Origin of the sequence: uncultured Methylobacterium sp., from assembly GCF_964244095.1 — a bacterium.
GTDB lineage: Bacteria > Pseudomonadota > Alphaproteobacteria > Rhizobiales > Beijerinckiaceae > Methylobacterium.
In genome coordinates this window covers 1-18,374 of sequence record NZ_CAXTHR010000086.1, presented here as the reverse complement: position 1 = coordinate 18,374, position 18,374 = coordinate 1, and the positions used below count along the sequence as shown (strand labels likewise).

Below are 18,374 nucleotides of genomic sequence, written 5' to 3'. Positions count from 1 at the left end.
GGGAGGCCGGCGCCGAGATCGTGGAGGTGTCGCTGCCGCACACGAAATATGCGCTGCCGGCCTATTACATCGTGGCGCCGGCGGAGGCCTCGTCCAACCTCGCCCGCTACGACGGCGTCCGGTACGGCATCCGGGTGCCGGGCCGCGACGTCGCCGGCCAGTACGAGGCGACGCGGGCGGAGGGGTTCGGCCGCGAGGTGAAGCGCCGGATCATGATCGGCACCTACGTGCTCTCGGCCGGCTATTACGACGCCTATTACGTGCGCGCGCAGAAGATCCGCACCCTGATCAAGCGCGACTTCGAGGCGGTGTACAATGCCGGCGTCGATGCGATCCTGACTCCGGCGACCCCGTCGGCCGCCTTCGGCATCGGCGAGAAGGCGTCTGCCGATCCGGTGGAGATGTACTTGAACGACGTGTTTACGGTCACCGTGAACATGGCCGGCCTCCCCGGCATCGCGGTGCCCGCCGGCCTCGACGGCCAGGGCCTGCCGCTCGGCCTTCAGTTGATCGGGCGCCCGTTCGACGAGGAGACGCTGTTTGCCGCAGCCCAGGTGATCGAGCAGGCCGCCGGCCGGACCGTGCTGCCCAAGGTGTGGTGGTGACGGTCCCGTTCTATCCCTGGACCGTCTGGATCTGGGCCGGCTTCGACCCGGTGCTGATCGCGCTGTGCCTCTATCTCGGCTGGACCGCGACGCAGGTCGGGAAGGTCTTCATCGCCGCCATCATCGGGTTCGCGGTCGCGGTGCTGGTCTCCTGGACGATCCATGCCGTCGGCATTCCGTGGCCCGCCCCGGTGAGCCACGACGGGCCGACCTTCTTTCCCGTCCGGACGGGGGCGGCGCTGCTGTGGTCGTTCCTCGGGTTCTCGGCCCGGCGCGTTCTCAGGCCGAGGACCTGAGCACGTCGGGCGCGCCCGCGAAGCGGGACGACGTGTCGGTGATCCGGCTATGAAGGCCCGGCCGGCCGAGACACGAGCCTGGCTGCCGCCTGCGACGCTCACCGCGAAACGGTCGATGAAAAAGCAGTTCTTCACCAACGCGCCGAGCCACCGCAACGCCCACGACCTGTTCGCGGACAAGTGGGCCTGCGACCTCGGCGAGATCGACGCGAGCCTTCCGTCCGGCGGCATGCCGGGGTTCCGCGGCGATCCGCGCCCGGCGCAGGCCGCCGCCCGCCTCGGCCGCGACGGCCGGTTCGACGGCTACGACGTGCTCGAACTCGGGCCGCTGGAGGCCGCGCACACCTACCAGCTCGAGCGGCTCGGGGCGGCACGGATCACCGCCGTGGAAGCCAACTCCGAGGCCTTCCTGAAGTGCCTGATCGTCAAGAACATCGCGCGCCTCGACCGCTCGACCTTCCTGCTCGGCGACGCGATGGGCTACCTCGCCGCGCCGGGGCCGCGCCACGACCTGATCTTCGCCTGCGGCATCCTCTACCATATGCAGGACCCGGTCGAGCTGATCCGGCTCGCCGCCGCGCGCAGCGACCGGCTGTTCCTCTGGACGCATTACTACGCCGACGTGCCGCCCCTGAAGCACCTGCGGCCCCGCACCTACCAGGGTCACGGCCTGTCGGTGCCGACCTACGAGATGACCTATCGCAATTCCGGGCTCGGCACCTTCTGGGGCGGCAACCGCGCGAGCACCAATTGGCTCGAGCTGCCGACCATCCTCGCCGTGCTGGCACATTTCGGCCTGACCGAGACGGTGGTGATCGCCGACGACCACGACCATCGCTACGGCCCCAACGTCACGCTGGCCGCGAGCCGGCCGGGTGCCGCGCCGCCGGCAGCTTGACCGGCCCCGCACCCGCTTCCTAGACACGTCGGGACCGCTTGAACCGCCGCGCGACCAGCGCAGGAAGACGCCGCATGACCGCCTCCGTGAACCCGAAGAAGCTCATCAGGGGCGCCGAGCGCGACTGGGAGGTGGTGATCGGCATGGAGATCCACGCCCAGGTCACGAGCCGCTCCAAGCTTTTTTCCGGCGCCTCGACGGAATTCGGCGCCGAGCCCAATGACCACGTCTCGCTGGTGGATGCGGCGATGCCGGGCATGCTGCCGGTGATCAACGCCGAATGCGTGGCGCAGGCCGTGCGCACCGGCCTCGGGCTGAAGGCGCGGATCAACCACCGCTCGGTGTTCGACCGCAAGAACTACTTCTACCCGGACCTGCCGCAGGGCTACCAGATCTCGCAGTACAAGGACCCGATCGTCGGCGAAGGCGAGGTCGTGGTCGATCTCCTCGACGGCGAGACGATCACGGTGGGCATCGAGCGGCTGCACCTGGAGCAGGATGCCGGCAAGTCGCTCCACGACCAGAACCCGACGCAGAGCTTCGTCGATCTCAACCGCTCCGGCGTCGCGCTGATGGAGATCGTGTCGCGGCCGGACCTGCGCTCGTCGGAGGAGGCGCGCGCCTACGTGACCAAGCTACGCACGATCCTGCGCTATCTCGGCACCTGCGACGGCGACATGGAGAAGGGCTCGCTTCGCGCCGACGTCAACGTCTCGGTGCGGCGCCCCGGCGACCCGCTCGGCACGCGCTGCGAGATCAAGAACGTCAACTCGATCCGCTTCATCGGGCAGGCGATCGAGACCGAGGCGCGGCGCCAGATCGCGATCATCGAGGACGGCGGCACCATCGACCAGGAGACGCGGCTGTTCGATCCGGGGAAGGGCGAGACCCGCTCGATGCGCTCCAAGGAGGAGGCGCACGATTACCGCTACTTCCCCGACCCGGACCTGCTGCCGCTCGAATTCGACCAGGCCTACGTCGATGCGCTGGCCGAAGGGCTGCCGGAACTGCCGGACGCCAAGAAGGCACGCTTCATCGCCGATTTCGGCCTCTCGCCCTACGACGCCGGCGTGCTCGTGGCCGAGCGGGCGTCGGCGGACTACTACGAGGCGGTGGCGCGGGGCCGCGACGGCAAGGCGGCGGCGAACTGGGTGATCAACGAGCTGTTCGGGCGCCTCAACAAGGAGGGGCTCGACATCGCCGCGACGCCGGTCTCGGCCGAGCGCCTCGGCCAGATCATCGACCTGATCGGCGAGGGCGTGATCTCCGGCAAGATCGCCAAGGACCTGTTCGAGATCGTCTGGTCGGAGGCGGGCGCGCCGCGCGACATCGTCGAGGCCCGCGGCCTGCGCCAGGTCACCGACACCGGCGCGATCGAGGCGGCGGTCGATGCCATCATCGCCGGGAACCCGGAGAAGGTCGCCCAGGCGAAGGAGAAGCCGACGCTGCTCGGCTGGTTCGTCGGCCAGACCATGAAGGCCACCGGCGGCAAGGCCAACCCGGCCGCGGTCAACGCAGTGCTGAAGCGCAAGCTCGGGATCGCGTAGGGCCGGACGATCGCGTCGCGCCGGTCCACGAGCCAGCCGAACCGTGACGGGGTGCGGCTCGCCGCGTGTTCACGTCGGCACGACGGCATCGGCATCCCGCGTCCTGCCGGCGACCCGTGCCTGCCAGAGGCAGAGCAGGGGCGTCGCCGCAAGCTCCATGACCAACGCGGCGAGCATCGTCGGCGCGGGCACGCCCGTGAGGGCGAGCCCGAGCAGGCGCGCGAGGCCGCCGAGCACCACCACCAGGGTGAGGAAGCGGAAGAGCCGGCCCTTGCCCTCGATCCCCGGCACGCAGGTCCAGAACAGGATGCCGATGCCGGTGAGAAGGCCGGAGAGGTAGCGGAAATGGCTGTCGGCGGAGGTGTCGGGCACGCCGCCCTGCAACCCGTTCACGCCGAAGAGGACGCCGTAGAGCCCGGCCGCCACCGGCACGATCGCCGCCACCGCCACCACGCGCTGGAGCGCCTGCCGTTCCGTCATCATGCCGTGCGGTTGCCTGGAGAGACCTGAGGGCACAACCCGCGGGACCGCCCGCGTATCCGGCGCGGCCTCAGGCCTTCTCGCCCTTGAGCCGCTTGTTGCACTTGCTCCAGTATTGCGGCCATTTCGGCCCCTGCGACACCTTCTCGGCGTCGGCGAGCGCGCGCCACTGCGACCCGCAGGTCTTCTGGCGCTCGCGGGCCGCGGTCTGGCCGGCGCTTGGCGTCCGCGCCGGCTTCGCGGCGGGCGCCGCCATAGGCGTCTCCGTCGTCCTGGGCGGTGGCGGCTCCTTGGCCAGTCCCGGCTGGGCGAGGGCAAGCGCGAGCGGCGCGGCAAGCGCCGCGAGCGTGAGGAAACGGGCGAGCATGACGGCGGCCTCCTTCGTCGCGGCACGCTCATCGACGGCGCGCCGCGCGGTTCGCATCACAGCGGCAAGCCGGGTGCGGGACAAGGGTGCGAGGCTTGCCGCCAACAGCGGGCGACATCCGCTCTCGCAATCGTGAGCGGATGGGCGCACGCCCTTGAATGCGCGCGGAGTTCCGCGGTAGCTACCGTCGGTGGTCTTCGACCGGGCCCGCCGCTCCGGCCGGCCGATCCAGTGAGAGCTTAGGGAAACGATGGCCGCCGTGACCGGCAAACCGATCGACGTCCACACCTGGAGCACGCCGAACGGCTGGAAGATCCCGATCATGCTGGAGGAGTGCGGCCTGCCGTATCGGGTCGTCCCCGTCGACATCGCCAAGGGCGAGCAGACGGCGCCCGACTTCCTGGCGCTCTCGCCCAACAACAAGATCCCGGCCATCGTCGATCATGACGGGCCGGGCGGCGCGCCGGTCTCGGTCTTCGAATCGGGTGCGATCCTGCAATATCTCGGGCGCAAGACCGGGCGGTTCTATCCGAACGACGCGCGTGCGCGGATCGCGGTCGACGAATGGCTGTTCTGGCAATGCGCCGGCTTCGGGCCGATGCTCGGACAGACCCATCATTTCAAGATCTACGCCAAGGAGAAGATCCCCTACGCCATCGACCGGTTCACGGCCGAGACGAACCGCCTCTACGGCGTCCTCGACCGGCGGCTCGCGGGCCGCGACCATCTCGCGGGCGACTATTCGATCGCCGACATGGCAACCGTGCCCTGGGCCAAGTTCACGGGCAAGCAGGGCGTCGACCTCGCCCGCCTGCCCAACGTCGAACGCTGGCTCGACCGGATGCTCGCACGCCCGGCCGTCCAGAGAGGCCTCGCGGCGATCTGAAACCCTGCCTGGTTCCCGCTCGCCGCCCGCGTTTCCCCGGACGGGCGAAGCAAGGCGGCGCCCGTCCTACCTCGCGGCGGGCTTGACCGGCTTTGCCGCCTCGGACGCGACGTTGGTCGCGTGCTGGTTCACGTCGGGCACCCTGGTCCAGGTCTGCGAGCCGCACAGCACCTTGAGCAGGCAGCCCGAGACCGAGAGTTCCGACGGGCTCTCGCGCTCCAGGCTGACCTGATAGGTCTTGCCCTCCTCGACGTTGTAGATCTCGCCCGAGAACTTCTGCTCGTCCGGCTTGAGGCCGTCGATGAGGGGCAAGCCGATCACGGGGCGCGAGCGTTTCTTCGGGTCGGGGTTCTTCAGGTCGGTGCGCGGCGCGCCCGACTCGGTCGTCGCGACCTTGAGCCAGACCACCTTGCCGCAGACCTGCGCCTGGCCGGCGCCGCAGCGATCGATCCGGATCTTGGCGCGGCCGTCCTCCGTCAGCCAAGTCCCGGAAGGGTCCTTGCCGGAAGGGTCCTTGCCGGAAGGGTTCTGGCCGGACGAGTCCTGGCCGGTCTCGGCCGAGGCCGAGGCGAGGCCGGAGAGGAGGAGGGCGGCGGCGAGAGCGAGACGCATGCGGAAATCTCCGAAGCTGGCGCCCGAAGGCGCGGGGCGGGTGGAGGTCGTGCGGCGATTGAGCCGTGGCAATCGGGCGATTTTTCGGCCGTGTTGCAGCGCCGCCATGGCCGCGCTTGGCTCGCGCTCGGGTTGAGGGCGCCGGGCGCCCCCGCTATAAGCCCGGCGCCAAAGCGGTTTTTCGCGACGCGCTTGCTGGCGGTTTTCATCTTCCTTGAATCGGACGGACCATGGCCACCGAGCGCACCTTCTCCATCCTCAAGCCGGACGCGACCAGACGGAACCTCACCGGCGCGGTCAACGCGGTCATCGAGACGGCGGGCCTGCGCATCGTCGGCCAGCGCCGCATCCGGATGAGCCAGGCGCAGGCCGAGACGTTCTACGGGGTCCACAAGGAGCGCCCGTTCTTCGGCGAACTCGTGGCCTTCATGACCTCCGGCCCGGTGGTCGTACAGGTGCTGGAGGGCGAGGACGCCGTCGCGCGCTACCGCGCGGTGATGGGCGCGACGAACCCGGCCCAGGCGGCCGAGGGCACCATCCGCAAGACCTTCTCGGAGTCGGTCGGCGAGAACACCGTCCACGGCTCGGACAGCGCCGACAACGCCCGGATGGAGATCGCCCAGTTCTTCCAGGATTCCGACATCGTCGGCTGAGCGCGAGTCGGCGATATCGTCGGCCCGGAGGTGGTCGCCGGGGCACACCGGCGCACGATTGCCGAAGGACCTGGCCGCATCGCCCCGAATGGCGGGCGGTGTGGCCGGGACGCCATTGACGAAGCGGACGGCGGAAGAGTCCAACGGCGCAAGGTTTCCTCAGCACCGCGCCAACGGACCTCCCATGACGACCCGCCGCACCTCCCTCATCGCCGCCGGCCTGCTCTCGCTCGCCGCCACCGCCGCGCTTGCCAGCGGTTCGTCGGCGCCCTTCGAGCAGTACCAGCCCGATCCGGCGCTCCGCACCGTGCCCAAGGCCAACCTCGAAAGCCGCGTGCGCCACGCCTGCGCCGTGATCCAGGCCCGCCTCACCAGCGCGCCGGAAGCATCCCTGGAGCGCCCCTGCGGCTGCTACGCGCGGCAGACCATGCGCGCGCTCGACGAGGCCGAGATCGCGGCCTACCGCACCACCGGCTACTTCAACGATTCCGCCCGCGCCAAGGCGCTGAACGCGCTGGATGCGTGCAAGCTGCAGCGTCCGGTCTGAGTCAACAGGCGCGGGCCACCCTCTCCCGCTGAAGGGGAGAGGGAACTCGTCGGCGAGCTACAGGCTCCGCAGGGCACCGTCGGCCTGAGCCGCATCGCTCGTAAAGACCACCCGCTCCCCCTCCAGCCTCGCCCCGCCGCCGGCCACCAGCGCGAGGGCGGCCGGATAGAGCCTGTTCTCCTGCACGAGCACCCGCGCGGCGAGGCTGGCGGGATCGTCGCCCGGCCGCACCGGCACCGCGGCCTGCGCCACGATCGGGCCGGCATCGAGTTCGGGCACCACGTAATGCACCGTGCAGCCGTGGAGGCGCACGCCCGCGGCGAGCGCCTGCGCATGGGTGTGCGTGCCCTTGAACAGCGGCAGCAGCGAGGGGTGGATGTTGATCATCCGCCCCGCCCAGGCCGCGACGAAGCCGGACGAGAAGATCCGCATGAAGCCCGCAAGACAGACCAGCTCGATCCCGGCCGCGCGAAGCTCGGCATCGAGCGCCGCGTCGAAGGTTTCGCGATCGGGGAAGGTCTTGTGGTCGATCGCGCGTGCCGGGATGCCGGCCGCCTTCGCCAGCACCAGCCCGGGCGCCTCGGGGCGGTTCGCGAGCACCAGCGCGATCGCGGCGGGATAGTCGGCGGCCTCCGCCGCCGCGATCAGCGAGACCATGTTCGAGCCGCGCCCCGAGATCAGGATCGCGACCCGCGTCTTGGTCCGCGTCTTGGCCCCCGACGCCATCAGAACGCGAGGCGGCCGGTGAAGGTGACGGGCTCGGGCCCGCGTGCGGTGATCGCCCCGAGCCGGACCGGCACCGCGCCGGCCTGCGTGAGCGCCTGCGACACGGCATCGACCCGGTCCCCGGCCACCACCACGACCATGCCGATGCCGCAGTTGAAGGTGCGCAGCATCTCCGCTTGCGCGACGCCGCCCTCCCGCGCCAGCCAGCCGAACACCGGCGGCGGGATCACGGCGTCGAGGTCGATCGCGATGCCGACCGCGTCCGGCAGCACGCGGGGCAGGTTGTCGGGAAAACCGCCGCCGGTGATGTGGGCGAGCGCCTTGATCCCGTCGGTGGCCTTCAGCGCCGCGAGCACCGGCTTCACGTAGATCCGCGTCGGCTCCAGCAGCGCCGCGCCGAGGGTTTTTCCGGGCGCGAACGGCGCGGGCGCGTCCCACGCCAAGCCGGTGCGGGCGACGATGCGGCGGACGAGCGAGAAGCCGTTGGAATGGAGGCCCGACGAGGGCAGGCCGAGCACCGCGTCGCCCGCCCGGATGCCGGGCCTCGGCAGCAGCGTGCCGCGCTCGGCCGCGCCCACCGCGAAGCCGGCGAGGTCGTAGTCGGCGCCCGCGTACAGGCCCGGCATCTCGGCGGTCTCGCCGCCGATCAGCGCGCAGCCCGCCTGCCGGCAGCCTTCCGCGATGCCGCGCACGATGTCGGCGCCGACACCCGGCACGAGCTTTCCCGTGGCGTAGTAGTCGAGGAAGAACAGCGGCTCGGCGCCCTGGACGACGATGTCGTTGACGCACATCGCCACGAGGTCGATGCCGATCGTGTCGTGGCGGCCGGTCTCGATCGCGATCTTCACCTTGGTGCCGACGCCGTCGTTGGCGGCGACCAGGATCGCGTCCGTGAAGCCCGCAGCCTTGAGGTCGAACAGCCCGCCGAACCCGCCGATCTCGGCATCCGCCCCCGGCCGGCGGGTGGCGCGCACCAACGGCTTGATCGTCTCGACCATCGCGTTGCCGGCATCGATGTCGACGCCGGCGGCGGCGTAGGTCAGCCCGTTCGTGGTCTCGGCCGTCATCGGCGCCCCGTTCCTGTGGTCTGAGGCTGCTTTAGCCCAGTTTCGCACCGGCCGAACCCGAACCGCGCCGAGAAAATGGATTCTGTCCGCGGCGATCCGCACGTCCGCCGTGCAATCGCGCGGCCGTCCAGCCTTGACCGTGGGAGACCGCCTTCCCACTCTCCGGACGCGGAACGGGATAGGGGTGACGATGCGCGCAAGGGCTGTGATCGGTCTGGCGGCGCTCGTCGGCCTCGGCATCGTCGTCTACCTGCTGCGCGAGGTGATGCTGCCGTTCGTGGCGGGCATCGCGCTCGCCTACCTCCTCGACCCGCTGGCCGACCGGCTGGAACGCCTCGGCCTTGGGCGGCTCGCTGCGAGCCTGCTGATCCTGGCGATGTTCGTCGCCGTGCTGATCGTGTCGCTGCTGATCGTGGTGCCGCTGGCCGCCAACCAGGTCGCGGCGCTCGTCAACAGCCTGCCGGCCATGGTCGGGCGGCTCCAGGGGATCATCGCCGAGCGGGCGGGGCCGCTGCTGCAGCGGCTCGGCGGCGCCGACGTGCTCGCCGAGCTGCAATCCTCGGTCGGGACGCTCGCGACGCAAGGAGGCGCGTGGCTGCTCGCCTTCCTCAAGTCGATCTGGTCCGGCTCGCAGGCGCTGATCTCGGTCGCCTCGCTCCTCGTGGTCACGCCGGTGGTGGCCTTCTACATCCTCGTCGACTGGGACCGGATGATCGCCGCACTCGACGGATGGGTGCCGCCCCGCCACCGCGCGACGGTCCGGCGGCTCGCCTCGCAGATCGACACCGCGATCATCGGCTTCGTCCGGGGGCAGACCCTGGTCTGCCTGATCCTCGGCAGCTTCTACGCGGCGGGCCTGTGGCTCGTGGGCCTCAACTTCGGCGTGCTGATCGGGCTGATCGCGGGCTTGCTCACCTTCATCCCCTATGTCGGCACGCTCACCGGGTTCCTGCTCTCGGTCGGCGTCGCCCTGGTGCAGTTCTGGCCCGGCTCCGACTGGCTCCATCTCGGCCTGACGGTGGCCGTGTTCCTCGTCGGGCAGTTCTTGGAGGGCAACGTCGTCGCGCCCAAGCTCGTCGGCGAATCGGTCGGCCTGCACCCGGTCTGGCTGATGTTCGCGCTGCTCGCCTTCGGCTCGCTGTTCGGCTTCCTCGGGCTGCTGCTCGCGGTGCCGGTCGCCGCCTCGATCGGCGTGCTCGTCCGCTACGCGCTGGCACGCTACCTCGATAGCCGGCTCTACCACGCCGAGCAGCCGGTGCTGCTGGAGATGCCGCGGGATTGAGCGGGCCGCTTGACCTTCCCGCCCGAGCGGTCACCCTGGGGTCGCATGCGCGAGAACGCCCCTCCGAAGCAACTGGCCTTCGACCTGCCGCTCGATCCGCGCTTCGGCCGCGAGGATTTCCTGGTCGGCCCGGCGAACGAGGCGGCGTATGCGCTGATCGAGGCGTGGCCGGACTGGCCGGACCCGGTGCTGGTGCTCACCGGACCGCCCGGCAGCGGCAAGAGCCACCTCGCCTCGATCTGGGCGACGCGGGCCCACGCCTGGACCGTGCCGGCCGCCGGGGTTACGGCCGAGACCGTCACCCACTGCGTCTCGAACGGCGCGCTCGTCGTCGAGGACATCGACCGCGCGGGCCGCGACGAGGCCGCCCTGTTCCACCTGCTCAACCGGGCCCGCGAGCGGAAATGCCCGGTCCTGCTCACCAGCGGCGTGGCCATCGACCGGCTCGGGCTGACGGTCGCGGACCTGCGCTCGCGGCTGCGTCTCGCACCCGGCGCCGCGATCGTCGAGCCCGACGACGCGCTGCTGCGCGCGGTGATCGTCAAGCTGTTCGTCGACCGCCAGCTCGTGGTCGACCTCCGGGTGATCGACGCCCTGGTGCTGCGCATCGACCGTTCCCTCGGCCGCGCCCGCGAGGTGGTGACCGAGCTCGACCGCGACGCGCTAAGTCGCGGGCGCCGCATCACCCGGCCGCTGGCGCTCGCGGTGCTCGCGCGCCTGGGGCTCGCCGGCGGGACCGAGGACGACGGGATCGAGGACGACGCGGACTGAGCGGCGGGCAGGACGAGGGCCGGGGCGATCGTCACGCCAGTGTCGCATTGCGCCGGGGCCACCATGTTAGGGGAGGCGGCGACGGATCGCAGGCAGGGAGAGACCAGTTGTCGGAGACCGAAGCGAACGCGGATGCCCTGGACCGCGATCGTGCGGATGCGGGCGAGGGCGCCGGCGAGGCGACGGCGCCGAAGCGGGTCGCTGGCCCTGTCCGGCGGATGCCGGCGGCGTCGCGCAGTCCGCGCCGCGCCCCGGATGCCGATCGCTCCGAGGCGGCCGGCGACGCGTGGCCGGCCGCGGCCGACTTCGCCGAGCCCGCGGAGCCCGTCGCCGACAAGGCCGCCCGCGACACGGTGCTGGAAGCCGGGCGGGCGCTGCGGCACTCGCCGGAGCGATTCGTCAACCGTGAGCTGTCCTGGCTCCAGTTCAACCGGCGCGTGCTGGAAGAGGCGTCGAACCCGAACCATCCGCTGCTGGAGAAGCTGCGCTTCCTCTCGATCTCGGCCAACAACCTCGACGAGTTCTTCATGGTTCGCGTCGCCGGCCTGCACGATCAGGTCCGCGCCGGCCTGACGCTGCCGTCGCAGGACGGGCTCTCGCCCTCGGAGCAACTCGCGCGCATCGGCACCGGCGTGTCGCGGCTCGCCGAGGACCAGCAAGCGCGCTGGCGCGCGCTGCGGGACGAACTGCACGGCGTCGAGATCGATCTCGTCGAGCCGGACGCCCTGCTGCCCGAGCATGCCGCGTGGCTGGAGGAGTACTTCCTCAGCCACGTCTTCCCGGTGCTGACGCCCCTGGCCATCGACCCGGCGCACCCGTTCCCGTTCATCCCCAACCTCGGCACCACGATCGCGCTGATGCTGATGCGGCCCCGCGACGGGCGGGTGCTGCGCGCGCTGATCCGCATGCCGGGCGTGCTCGACCGCTTCGTGCGCCTGCCGGCGGCCGAGGGCGACGCGGTGGCCCGCTTCATCGCCATCGAGCAGGTGATCGTGCTGTTCACTGGCCGGCTATTTCCCGGCTACCTCGTCAAGGGGCAGGGCGCCTTCCGGGTGATCCGCGATTCGGACCTGGAGATCGAGGAGGAGGCCGAGGACCTCGTCCTGCATTTCGAGACCGCCCTGAAGCAGCGCCGCCGCGGCATCGTCATCCGCCTCGAGGTCGAGGCCGGCATGCCGGAGGACCTGCGCGGCTTCGTCTGCGACGAACTGGAGATCGGCACTGATGCGGTGTTCCTCGTCGAGGGCATGCTGGCGCTGAACGAACTCTCGCAGATCGTCGGGATCGACCGGCCGGACCTCAAGTTCAAGCCCTACAACCCGCGCTTTCCCGAGCGCATCCGCGAGAGCGGCGGCGACGTGTTCGCCGCAATCCGCCAGAAGGATTTCTGCGTCCACCACCCCTACGAATCGTTCGACGCGGTGGTGCAGTTCCTGGTCCAGGCGGCGCGCGACCCCAACGTCGTGGCGATCAAGCAGACGCTCTACCGCACCTCCTCCAACTCGCCGATCGTCGCCGCGCTCGCCGAGGCCGCAGAGCTCGGCAAGTCGGTGACCGCGCTGGTCGAGCTGAAGGCGCGCTTCGACGAGGAGGCCAACATCCGCTGGGCGAAGGACCTGGAGAAGGCCGGCGCGCAGGTGGTGTTCGGCTTCGTCGAGCTGAAGACCCACGCCAAGCTGTCGATGGTGGTGCGGCGCGAGGGCGACCGGCTCGTCACCTACTGCCACGTCGGCACCGGCAACTACCATCCGATCACGGCGCGCATCTACACCGACCTGTCGTTCTTCACGGCCGATCCGGCGGTGGCGCGCGACGTCTCGCGGATCTTCAACTACATCACTGGCTACGCCGAGCCGGCGCAGTTGGAGCGCATGTCCGTCTCGCCGCTCACCGCCAAGGCGCGGCTGATGGCCGACATCGCGGCGGAGGTGGCGCACGCCGAGGCCGGCAGGCCGGCGGCGATCTGGATCAAGTGCAATTCGCTGGTCGACGCGCAGATCATCGACGCGCTCTACGACGCGTCCCAGGCCGGCGTGCAGATCGACTGCGTGGTGCGCGGCATCTGCTGCCTGCGGCCCGGCGTGCCGGGGCTCTCCGACACGATCCGCGTAAAATCGATCGTCGGGCGCTTCCTGGAGCACGGGCGCATCTACGCCTTCGGCAACGGCGTCGGGCTGCCGCACCCGAAGGCGACCGTCTACATCTCGTCGGCCGACCTGATGAGCCGCAACCTCGACCGTCGCGTGGAGGCGCTGCTGCCGATCGGCAACCCGACCGTCCATCAACAGGTTCTCGACCAGATCATGCTCGCCAACCTGCTCGACAACCGCCAGAGCTGGCGCGTCCTGGCGTCCGGCGGCTCCGAGCGCATCCACCCGGCCGAAGGCGAGGAGCCCTTCAACGCGCACAAGTACTTCATGACGAATCCGAGCCTGTCCGGCCGCGGCAAGTCGTCGAAGAAGTCGAGCCCGCGGGCGCTCAGCCGGCGCGCGCAGCGGGGCTGACCGCGCCGGCCGACGCGGCCGCCGGACAGGGATGGGCGCACGGGCCTGGACGGACCGCGCCGGATGGCGCACGAAGCGTCTCCCCTGCCGGTCGGCATTCGCATCGAGGTGTCGCTTGGGTCCCCATCGCGCCAACCTGACTCTCGCCCATTCCGCCGACCGGGAGCCGGGCTTGGCCGACGCGCCCGTCGCGATCATCGATATCGGCTCGAACTCGGTCCGCCTCGTGGCCTATGACGGCCTGAGCCGCGCGCCGACGCCGCTCTACAACGAGAAGGTCCTGTGCGGCCTGGGCCGCAACGTGCTGACCACGGGCCGCCTCAACGACGAGGCCGTGCGCCGGGCGCTCGCCGCGCTCGCCCGCTTCCGGGTGCTGTGCGCGACGATGCGGGTGTCGCGCCTGTTCGTGCTGGCCACCGCCGCCGCCCGCGACGCCTCGAACGGCCCCGCCTTCCTCGAAGCGGCCGAGGCGGCCTGCGGGCAGCCGATCGAGTTGCTGTCCGGGCGCCGCGAGGCGGAGTTGTCGGCGCTCGGCGTCGTCTCCGGCTTCCACGCGCCGGACGGCGTGGTCGGCGACCTCGGCGGCGGCTCCCTCGAACTCGTGGACGTGCGCGGCGCCGTGGTCGGGCAGGGCGTGACGATGCCGCTCGGCGGCCTCGCGCTCCAGGACCTCTCCGGCGGCTCGCTGAAGAAGGCCGGCAAGATCGTGCGCGAGCACATGAAGAAGGCCGCACCGCAATTGGAGACGCTGCGCGGGCGCACCTTCTACGCGGTCGGCGGCACGTGGCGCGCGCTGGCGCGCCTGCACCAGGCCGCGCGGTCCTATCCCGTCCACGTGATGCACGGCTACAGCGTCGAGCCGTCGGACGAGGTGAGCTTCCTGCAGGTGGTCGAGCAATCCGACGCCGCGACGCTCCAGGACGTCGAGACCGTCTCGGAGGCGCGCCGGCCGCTGCTCGCCTACGGCGCGCTGGTGCTGGAGGAGATCATCCGCGTCGGCCGGCCGCGCGAGATCGCGGTCTCGGCCTCGGGCGTGCGCGAGGGCCTGCTCTACGAACAGCTCGACAAGGAGACTCGCGCGCTCGATCCGCTGCTGGCGTCCTGTGCTGAGCTGAACGCGGTGCGCGCCCGCTCACCCCGCCACGGCGAAGAACTACTCGCCTGGACCGATCGCTTCGTGACGACGCTGGACAGCCCGGAGACCGCCGACGAGCGGCGCCTGCGCCACGCCGCCTGCCTCCTGTCCGACATCGGCTGGCGGGCGCATCCCGACTATCGCGGCATGCAGAGCCTCGCGATCATCCAGAACGCGGCCTTCGTCGGCGTCGATCATCCCGGCCGCGGCTACCTCGCGCTGGCGATTTACTTCCGCCACGAGGGCATCGCGCCCGAAAAGGCGGACGCCATGCTGCGCGGTCTTGCCGGGCCGCGGCTGTTCGAGCGCGCACGCCTCGTCGGCGCGCTCCTGCGCGTGGCCTTCCCGATCACCGCCGGCATGGAGGGCGCGCTGCGCCGGATGCCGCTCGTCGTCGAGGACGGCCGGGTGGTCCTCACCCTGCCGGCCGACTGGGCGGCGCTGAACGGCGACAGGCTGCTGCACCGCGTCCGCGGCCTCGGCCGCATCGTCGGCCTGGACGGCCGCATCGTCGTCGGCTGAGGCCGGCGTTAAACCGCCCGCTCCGAGAAGATCGCCTTCCTCACGATGGCGTGGACGCCCCAGTTGCCGTCCACCACCTGCGTGATGCCGAAATCGACCGCGATCGACATCAGCGAGATCGCCTCGTCCTCGGTTAGGCCCTTGGCGTGCATCAGGAACTGGCGCATCTTGCGGAAGGCGTCGAGCATCGCGCGGTCGATCGAGGATTTCTGGAAGATCGCGCTCTGCGCGTCGGGGCCGAGATCCTTCAGGTAGTTCGGGTAGCTGAAGCCCGAGAGCACCCACTCGTCGCGGGTCTCGATCATCGGGAAGTCGAGGCGCTCCAGCGCGGTGCCGGCGAGATCCTGCTTCTTGTGCAGGATGAACTGGAACGTGCCGGTGAGCGAGCACTCGATCGCCGTGCCGCACAGCTCCGAATCGCCCTGGCTCGCATGCGGGTCGCCCACCGAGAACAGCGCGCCCGGCACCGCGACCGGGTAGTACATCGTCGCGCCCTTGCCGATGCGCCAGTTGTCGATGTTGCCGCCGGTGTAGCTCGGCGGGATCGAGTTCACCATGTCGGCCTCGGCGGGCGCCAAGCCCATCGTGCCGAAATGCGGCCGGATCGGCACGCGGATGCCCTTGAGCACGTCGTAGGTGCGCGTCGTCCTGGTGTGGTCGACGGGCAGGCCGGGATAGTCGATCGTCGGGTGCTCGATGCCGTTCGGGTCGGTCACGCCCGGCCACTTGAAGCTGTAGACCGCCTTGGCCCAGTCGCGCGCGCCGGTGGCGTCGACCTCGTAGATCGTCACCACCTCGCGCGGCCTGTCGCCGGTGATGAGGTCCTTGTAATGGTAGCCCCACCACGCGGCGGCGTTGCTGCCGAAGGTCAGGCCTTTGAACTTCGGGTTGGCGCAGGGGCGCGGCGCCACGTCGAGGATGCGCACCTCCAGCACGTCGCCGGGCTCGGCGCCGCGGATCGCCACCGGGCCGGTGCAGATGTGGACGCCGAGGCCCCCGCCGGGGCCGAGCCGGGCATCCTCCGGGCCCGCGCCGCGGCGGGCGACGCCCTTCTTCTCCTTCGTCCAGAGGTAGACGCTCTCGGCGCCCGGATCGCCCTGGATCATCCGCTCGGCATCGTCGTTGGCGTGATGCGTCAGCGTCTCGATGGTGACGAAGTCGCCCGACGCGATCTCCACCTGCGGCTTCAGGTTCTTGCTGAAATAGCCCCAATGCACCGTGTCGGCGTTGGCCGGAAGCATCTGGTGGGTCGCCGGCTTCGCGCCCCGCCCTGCGCTGGTCTGCGCCAGCGCCGGCGTGACCAGCGACAGGCCGCCGGCCGCGAGTGCAGCCGCGCCGCCCGTGGCGACGAAGCCGCTCTTCAGGAAGGCGCGCCGCTCGGGCGCAAGATCACCGAGGAAGCGGCGGCGATGCTCGGCGAAGTCGGCGCAGTTCGGATCGTCACCCTGGCACATCGTTCACGAACCTCCAGCCCCATGTCGCGGCCGGGAGCAAGCAAGGACATTGCCATGCTTGGGCTGGAGGCGGCCCTGCGCCTACTCCGAGAGCATGCCGACGCCGGGCTCGGCGAGGTCGTGCTTCACCACGCCGGCGGCCTGCGCCTCGACCACCGCGGCGGTGGTGACGTTGACGATGCCGCGCGCCGTCACCGACGGCGTCAGGATGTGGGCGGGCTTGGCCGGGCCGATCAGCAGCGGCCCGACGGGCAGCGCGTCGGCCAGCACCTTGGCGAACTGGTAGGCGATGTTGGCGGCGTCGAGGTTGGGGAAGATCAGCACGTTGGCCGCGCCTTTCAGGGCCGAGCCCGGCAGCACCCGGTCGCGCACCATCTCGGAGAGCGCGGAATCGGCCTGCATCTCGCCGTCGACATGGAGCTCGGGCGCGCGCTGCCGGATCAGCCCGAGGGCGGTGCGCATCTTCATCGCCGAGGCGGTGTCGGACTGGCCGAAATCCGAGTGGCTGAGCAGCGCGATCTTCGGGGTGATGCCGAAGCGCGAGACGTGGCCGGCGCAGGCCACGGCCAGTTCCGCGACCTCCTCGGCGCTCGGGTCCGGCCGCACGTGGGTGTCGGCGAGGAAGTAGGCGCCCTTCTTCGTGATGACCAGGCTCATCGCCGCGCATTGCGTCACGCCGGGCAGGAGCCCGATCACGTCGCGGATGATGCGCAGGCGCGTCTCGAACCGGCCCTCCAGCCCGCAGATCAGCGCGTCGGCCTCGCCGCGGCGCACCGCGATGGCGCCGATCACCGTGGTGTTGGTGCGCACCAGCGTGCGCGCCGCCTCGGGCGTGATGCCGCGCCGGCCCGCCACCTCGAGGTAGGTCTGGACGTAGGAGCGGTAGCGCGGATCGTCCTCCGGGTCGATCAGCTCGAAGTCGCGGCCCTCCTGGATCGACAGGCCGAAGCGCTTGAGCCGGGTCTCGACCACCCGCGGCCGGCCGACGAGGATGGGCTTGGCCACGCCGTCCTCGACGATGGCCTGGACTGCGCGCAGCACGCGCTCGTCCTCGCCCTCGGCGTAGATCACGCGCTTGGGGTCCTCCTTCGCCTTGGTGAACAGCGGCTTCATGACGAAGCCGGAGCGGTGGACGAAGCGGTCCAGGGACTCGGTGTAGGCGGCCAGATCCTCCACCGGCCGGCCGGCGACGCCGGAATCCATCGCGGCCTTCGCCACGGCGGGCGCGATCCGCAGGATCAGCCGCGGGTCGAACGGGCTCGGGATCAGCGAGCGCGGGCCGAAGGGCCGCGCCTCGCCGCCGTAGGCGCGGGCGACCACGTCCGAGGTCGTCTCGTGGGCGAGCGCGGCGATCGCCCGGACGGCGGCCTTCTTCATGTCTTCGTTGATGCTGCGCGCGCCGACGTCGAGCGCGCCGCGGAAGATGTAGGGGAAGCACAGGACGTTGTTGACCTGGTTCGGGAAGTCCGAGCGCCCGGTGCAGATCATCGCGTCGGGACGCTTCTCCTGGGCGAGATCCGGCATGATCTCGGGGTAGGGGTTGGCCAGCGCCATGATCAGCGGGTTCGGCGCCATCGTCTCGAGGTATTCGGGCTTCAGGACGCCGCCGGCCGAGAGGCCGATGAACACGTCGGCGCCGGGAATCACGTCGGCGAGCGTCCGCGCCTCGGTCTCCCGCGCGTAGACGTCCTTCCAGCGGTCCATCAGCTCGGGCCGGCCCTTGTAGACCACGCCCTTGATGTCGGTGACGGTGATGTTTTCGCGCCTCGCACCTAGCGACACCAGCAGGTTGAGACAGGCGATCGCCGCCGCACCCGCACCCGAGGTGACGATGCGCACGTCCGAGAGCTGCTTCCTGGCGAGTTCCAGGGCGTTGAGGATGGCGGCCGCGACGATGATCGCCGTGCCGTGCTGGTCGTCGTGGAAGACCGGGATGTTCATCCGCGCCCGACACTGCTCCTCGACCTCGAAGCACTCGGGCGCCTTGATGTCCTCGAGGTTGATGCCGCCGAAGGTCGGCTC

General features: G+C 70.6%; 18 protein-coding genes. 11 read left to right on the top strand and 7 right to left on the bottom strand.

The features are described 5' to 3' along the window. The 4 genes from ACFE86_RS14185 to gatB form a co-directional block, all read left to right on the top strand. The coding region (locus tag ACFE86_RS14185; RefSeq protein ID WP_375455973.1) for an amidase family protein at positions 1–605 on the top strand (605 nt) is incomplete at its 5' end. After that, positions 602–901: a hypothetical protein gene (locus ACFE86_RS14180; RefSeq protein ID WP_375455972.1), complete on the top strand. Its 300-nt coding sequence runs from the start codon at positions 602–604 to the stop codon at positions 899–901. The genes ACFE86_RS14185 and ACFE86_RS14180, both read left to right, overlap by 4 nt. A gap of 115 nt (positions 902–1,016) precedes the next feature. Further along, positions 1,017–1,799: a class I SAM-dependent methyltransferase gene (locus ACFE86_RS14175; protein ID WP_375455971.1), complete on the top strand. Its 783-nt coding sequence runs from the start codon at positions 1,017–1,019 to the stop codon at positions 1,797–1,799. A 74-nt stretch (positions 1,800–1,873) separates the two neighbouring features. After that, positions 1,874–3,346 (top strand): Asp-tRNA(Asn)/Glu-tRNA(Gln) amidotransferase subunit GatB, encoded by a 1,473-nt coding sequence (gene gatB, locus ACFE86_RS14170; RefSeq protein WP_375455970.1) that lies wholly within the window; start codon positions 1,874–1,876, stop codon positions 3,344–3,346. A gap of 69 nt (positions 3,347–3,415) precedes the next feature. Here gatB and ACFE86_RS14165 read toward each other — a convergent pair whose 3' ends face one another. Next, a complete protein-coding gene (locus ACFE86_RS14165; protein ID WP_375455969.1) occupies positions 3,416–3,829 on the bottom strand; it encodes a DUF4345 domain-containing protein in 414 nt (137 codons plus the stop codon). Between the two features lie 67 nt (positions 3,830–3,896). Continuing rightward, complete coding sequence (locus ACFE86_RS14160; protein WP_375455968.1) at positions 3,897–4,193, bottom strand: hypothetical protein; 297 nt, start codon at positions 4,191–4,193, stop codon at positions 3,897–3,899. 250 nt (positions 4,194–4,443) lie between these two features. Here ACFE86_RS14160 and ACFE86_RS14155 point away from each other — a divergent pair, with 250 nt between their 5' ends. Beyond that, entirely contained in the window at positions 4,444–5,079 is a 636-nt protein-coding gene (locus ACFE86_RS14155) for a glutathione S-transferase N-terminal domain-containing protein (protein ID WP_375455967.1), read from the top strand. Positions 5,080–5,145: 66 nt separating this feature from the next. Here the strand turns inward: ACFE86_RS14155 and ACFE86_RS14150 are convergent, their stop codons facing one another. Next, positions 5,146–5,691: a DUF2147 domain-containing protein gene (locus ACFE86_RS14150; RefSeq protein ID WP_375455966.1), complete on the bottom strand. Its 546-nt coding sequence runs from the start codon at positions 5,689–5,691 to the stop codon at positions 5,146–5,148. A 230-nt stretch (positions 5,692–5,921) separates the two neighbouring features. Between ACFE86_RS14150 and ndk the strand changes: the two genes are divergently transcribed. Next, positions 5,922–6,344, top strand: coding sequence for a nucleoside-diphosphate kinase (gene ndk / locus ACFE86_RS14145; protein WP_375455965.1), 423 nt, complete (start codon positions 5,922–5,924; stop codon positions 6,342–6,344). 184 nt (positions 6,345–6,528) lie between these two features. After that, entirely contained in the window at positions 6,529–6,891 is a 363-nt protein-coding gene (locus tag ACFE86_RS14140) for a hypothetical protein (protein ID WP_375455964.1), read from the top strand. Positions 6,892–6,948: 57 nt separating this feature from the next. On the opposite strand, the gene purN is transcribed toward ACFE86_RS14140, so the two are convergent. Continuing rightward, positions 6,949–7,617 (bottom strand): phosphoribosylglycinamide formyltransferase, encoded by a 669-nt coding sequence (gene purN, locus ACFE86_RS14135; protein ID WP_375455963.1) that lies wholly within the window; start codon positions 7,615–7,617, stop codon positions 6,949–6,951. Next, on the bottom strand, positions 7,617–8,684 hold the full coding sequence (gene purM / locus ACFE86_RS14130; protein ID WP_375455962.1) for a phosphoribosylformylglycinamidine cyclo-ligase: 1,068 nt from the start codon (positions 8,682–8,684) through the stop codon (positions 7,617–7,619). The genes purN and purM overlap by 1 nt, the downstream gene beginning before the upstream one ends. 190 nt (positions 8,685–8,874) lie before the next feature. On the opposite strand from purM, the gene ACFE86_RS14125 reads away from it, so the two are divergent. The 4 genes from ACFE86_RS14125 to ppx all read left to right on the top strand — a co-directional run bounded on the left by ACFE86_RS14125 (position 8,875) and on the right by ppx (position 14,898). Further along, complete coding sequence (locus ACFE86_RS14125) at positions 8,875–9,966, top strand: AI-2E family transporter (protein WP_375455961.1); 1,092 nt, start codon at positions 8,875–8,877, stop codon at positions 9,964–9,966. 45 nt (positions 9,967–10,011) lie between these two features. Beyond that, on the top strand, positions 10,012–10,737 hold the full coding sequence (locus ACFE86_RS14120; protein WP_375455974.1) for a hypothetical protein: 726 nt from the start codon (positions 10,012–10,014) through the stop codon (positions 10,735–10,737). 107 nt (positions 10,738–10,844) lie between these two features. After that, positions 10,845–13,241, top strand: coding sequence for an RNA degradosome polyphosphate kinase (locus ACFE86_RS14115; protein WP_375455960.1), 2,397 nt, complete (start codon positions 10,845–10,847; stop codon positions 13,239–13,241). A 115-nt stretch (positions 13,242–13,356) separates the two neighbouring features. After that, on the top strand, positions 13,357–14,898 hold the full coding sequence (gene ppx, locus ACFE86_RS14110) for an exopolyphosphatase (protein WP_375455959.1): 1,542 nt from the start codon (positions 13,357–13,359) through the stop codon (positions 14,896–14,898). A gap of 8 nt (positions 14,899–14,906) precedes the next feature. On the opposite strand, the gene ACFE86_RS14105 is transcribed toward ppx, so the two are convergent. After that, positions 14,907–16,352 (bottom strand): acetamidase/formamidase family protein, encoded by a 1,446-nt coding sequence (locus ACFE86_RS14105; protein ID WP_375455958.1) that lies wholly within the window; start codon positions 16,350–16,352, stop codon positions 14,907–14,909. A gap of 81 nt (positions 16,353–16,433) precedes the next feature. Continuing rightward, the coding region (locus ACFE86_RS14100; protein ID WP_375455957.1) for an NADP-dependent malic enzyme at positions 16,434–18,374 on the bottom strand (1,941 nt) is incomplete at its 5' end.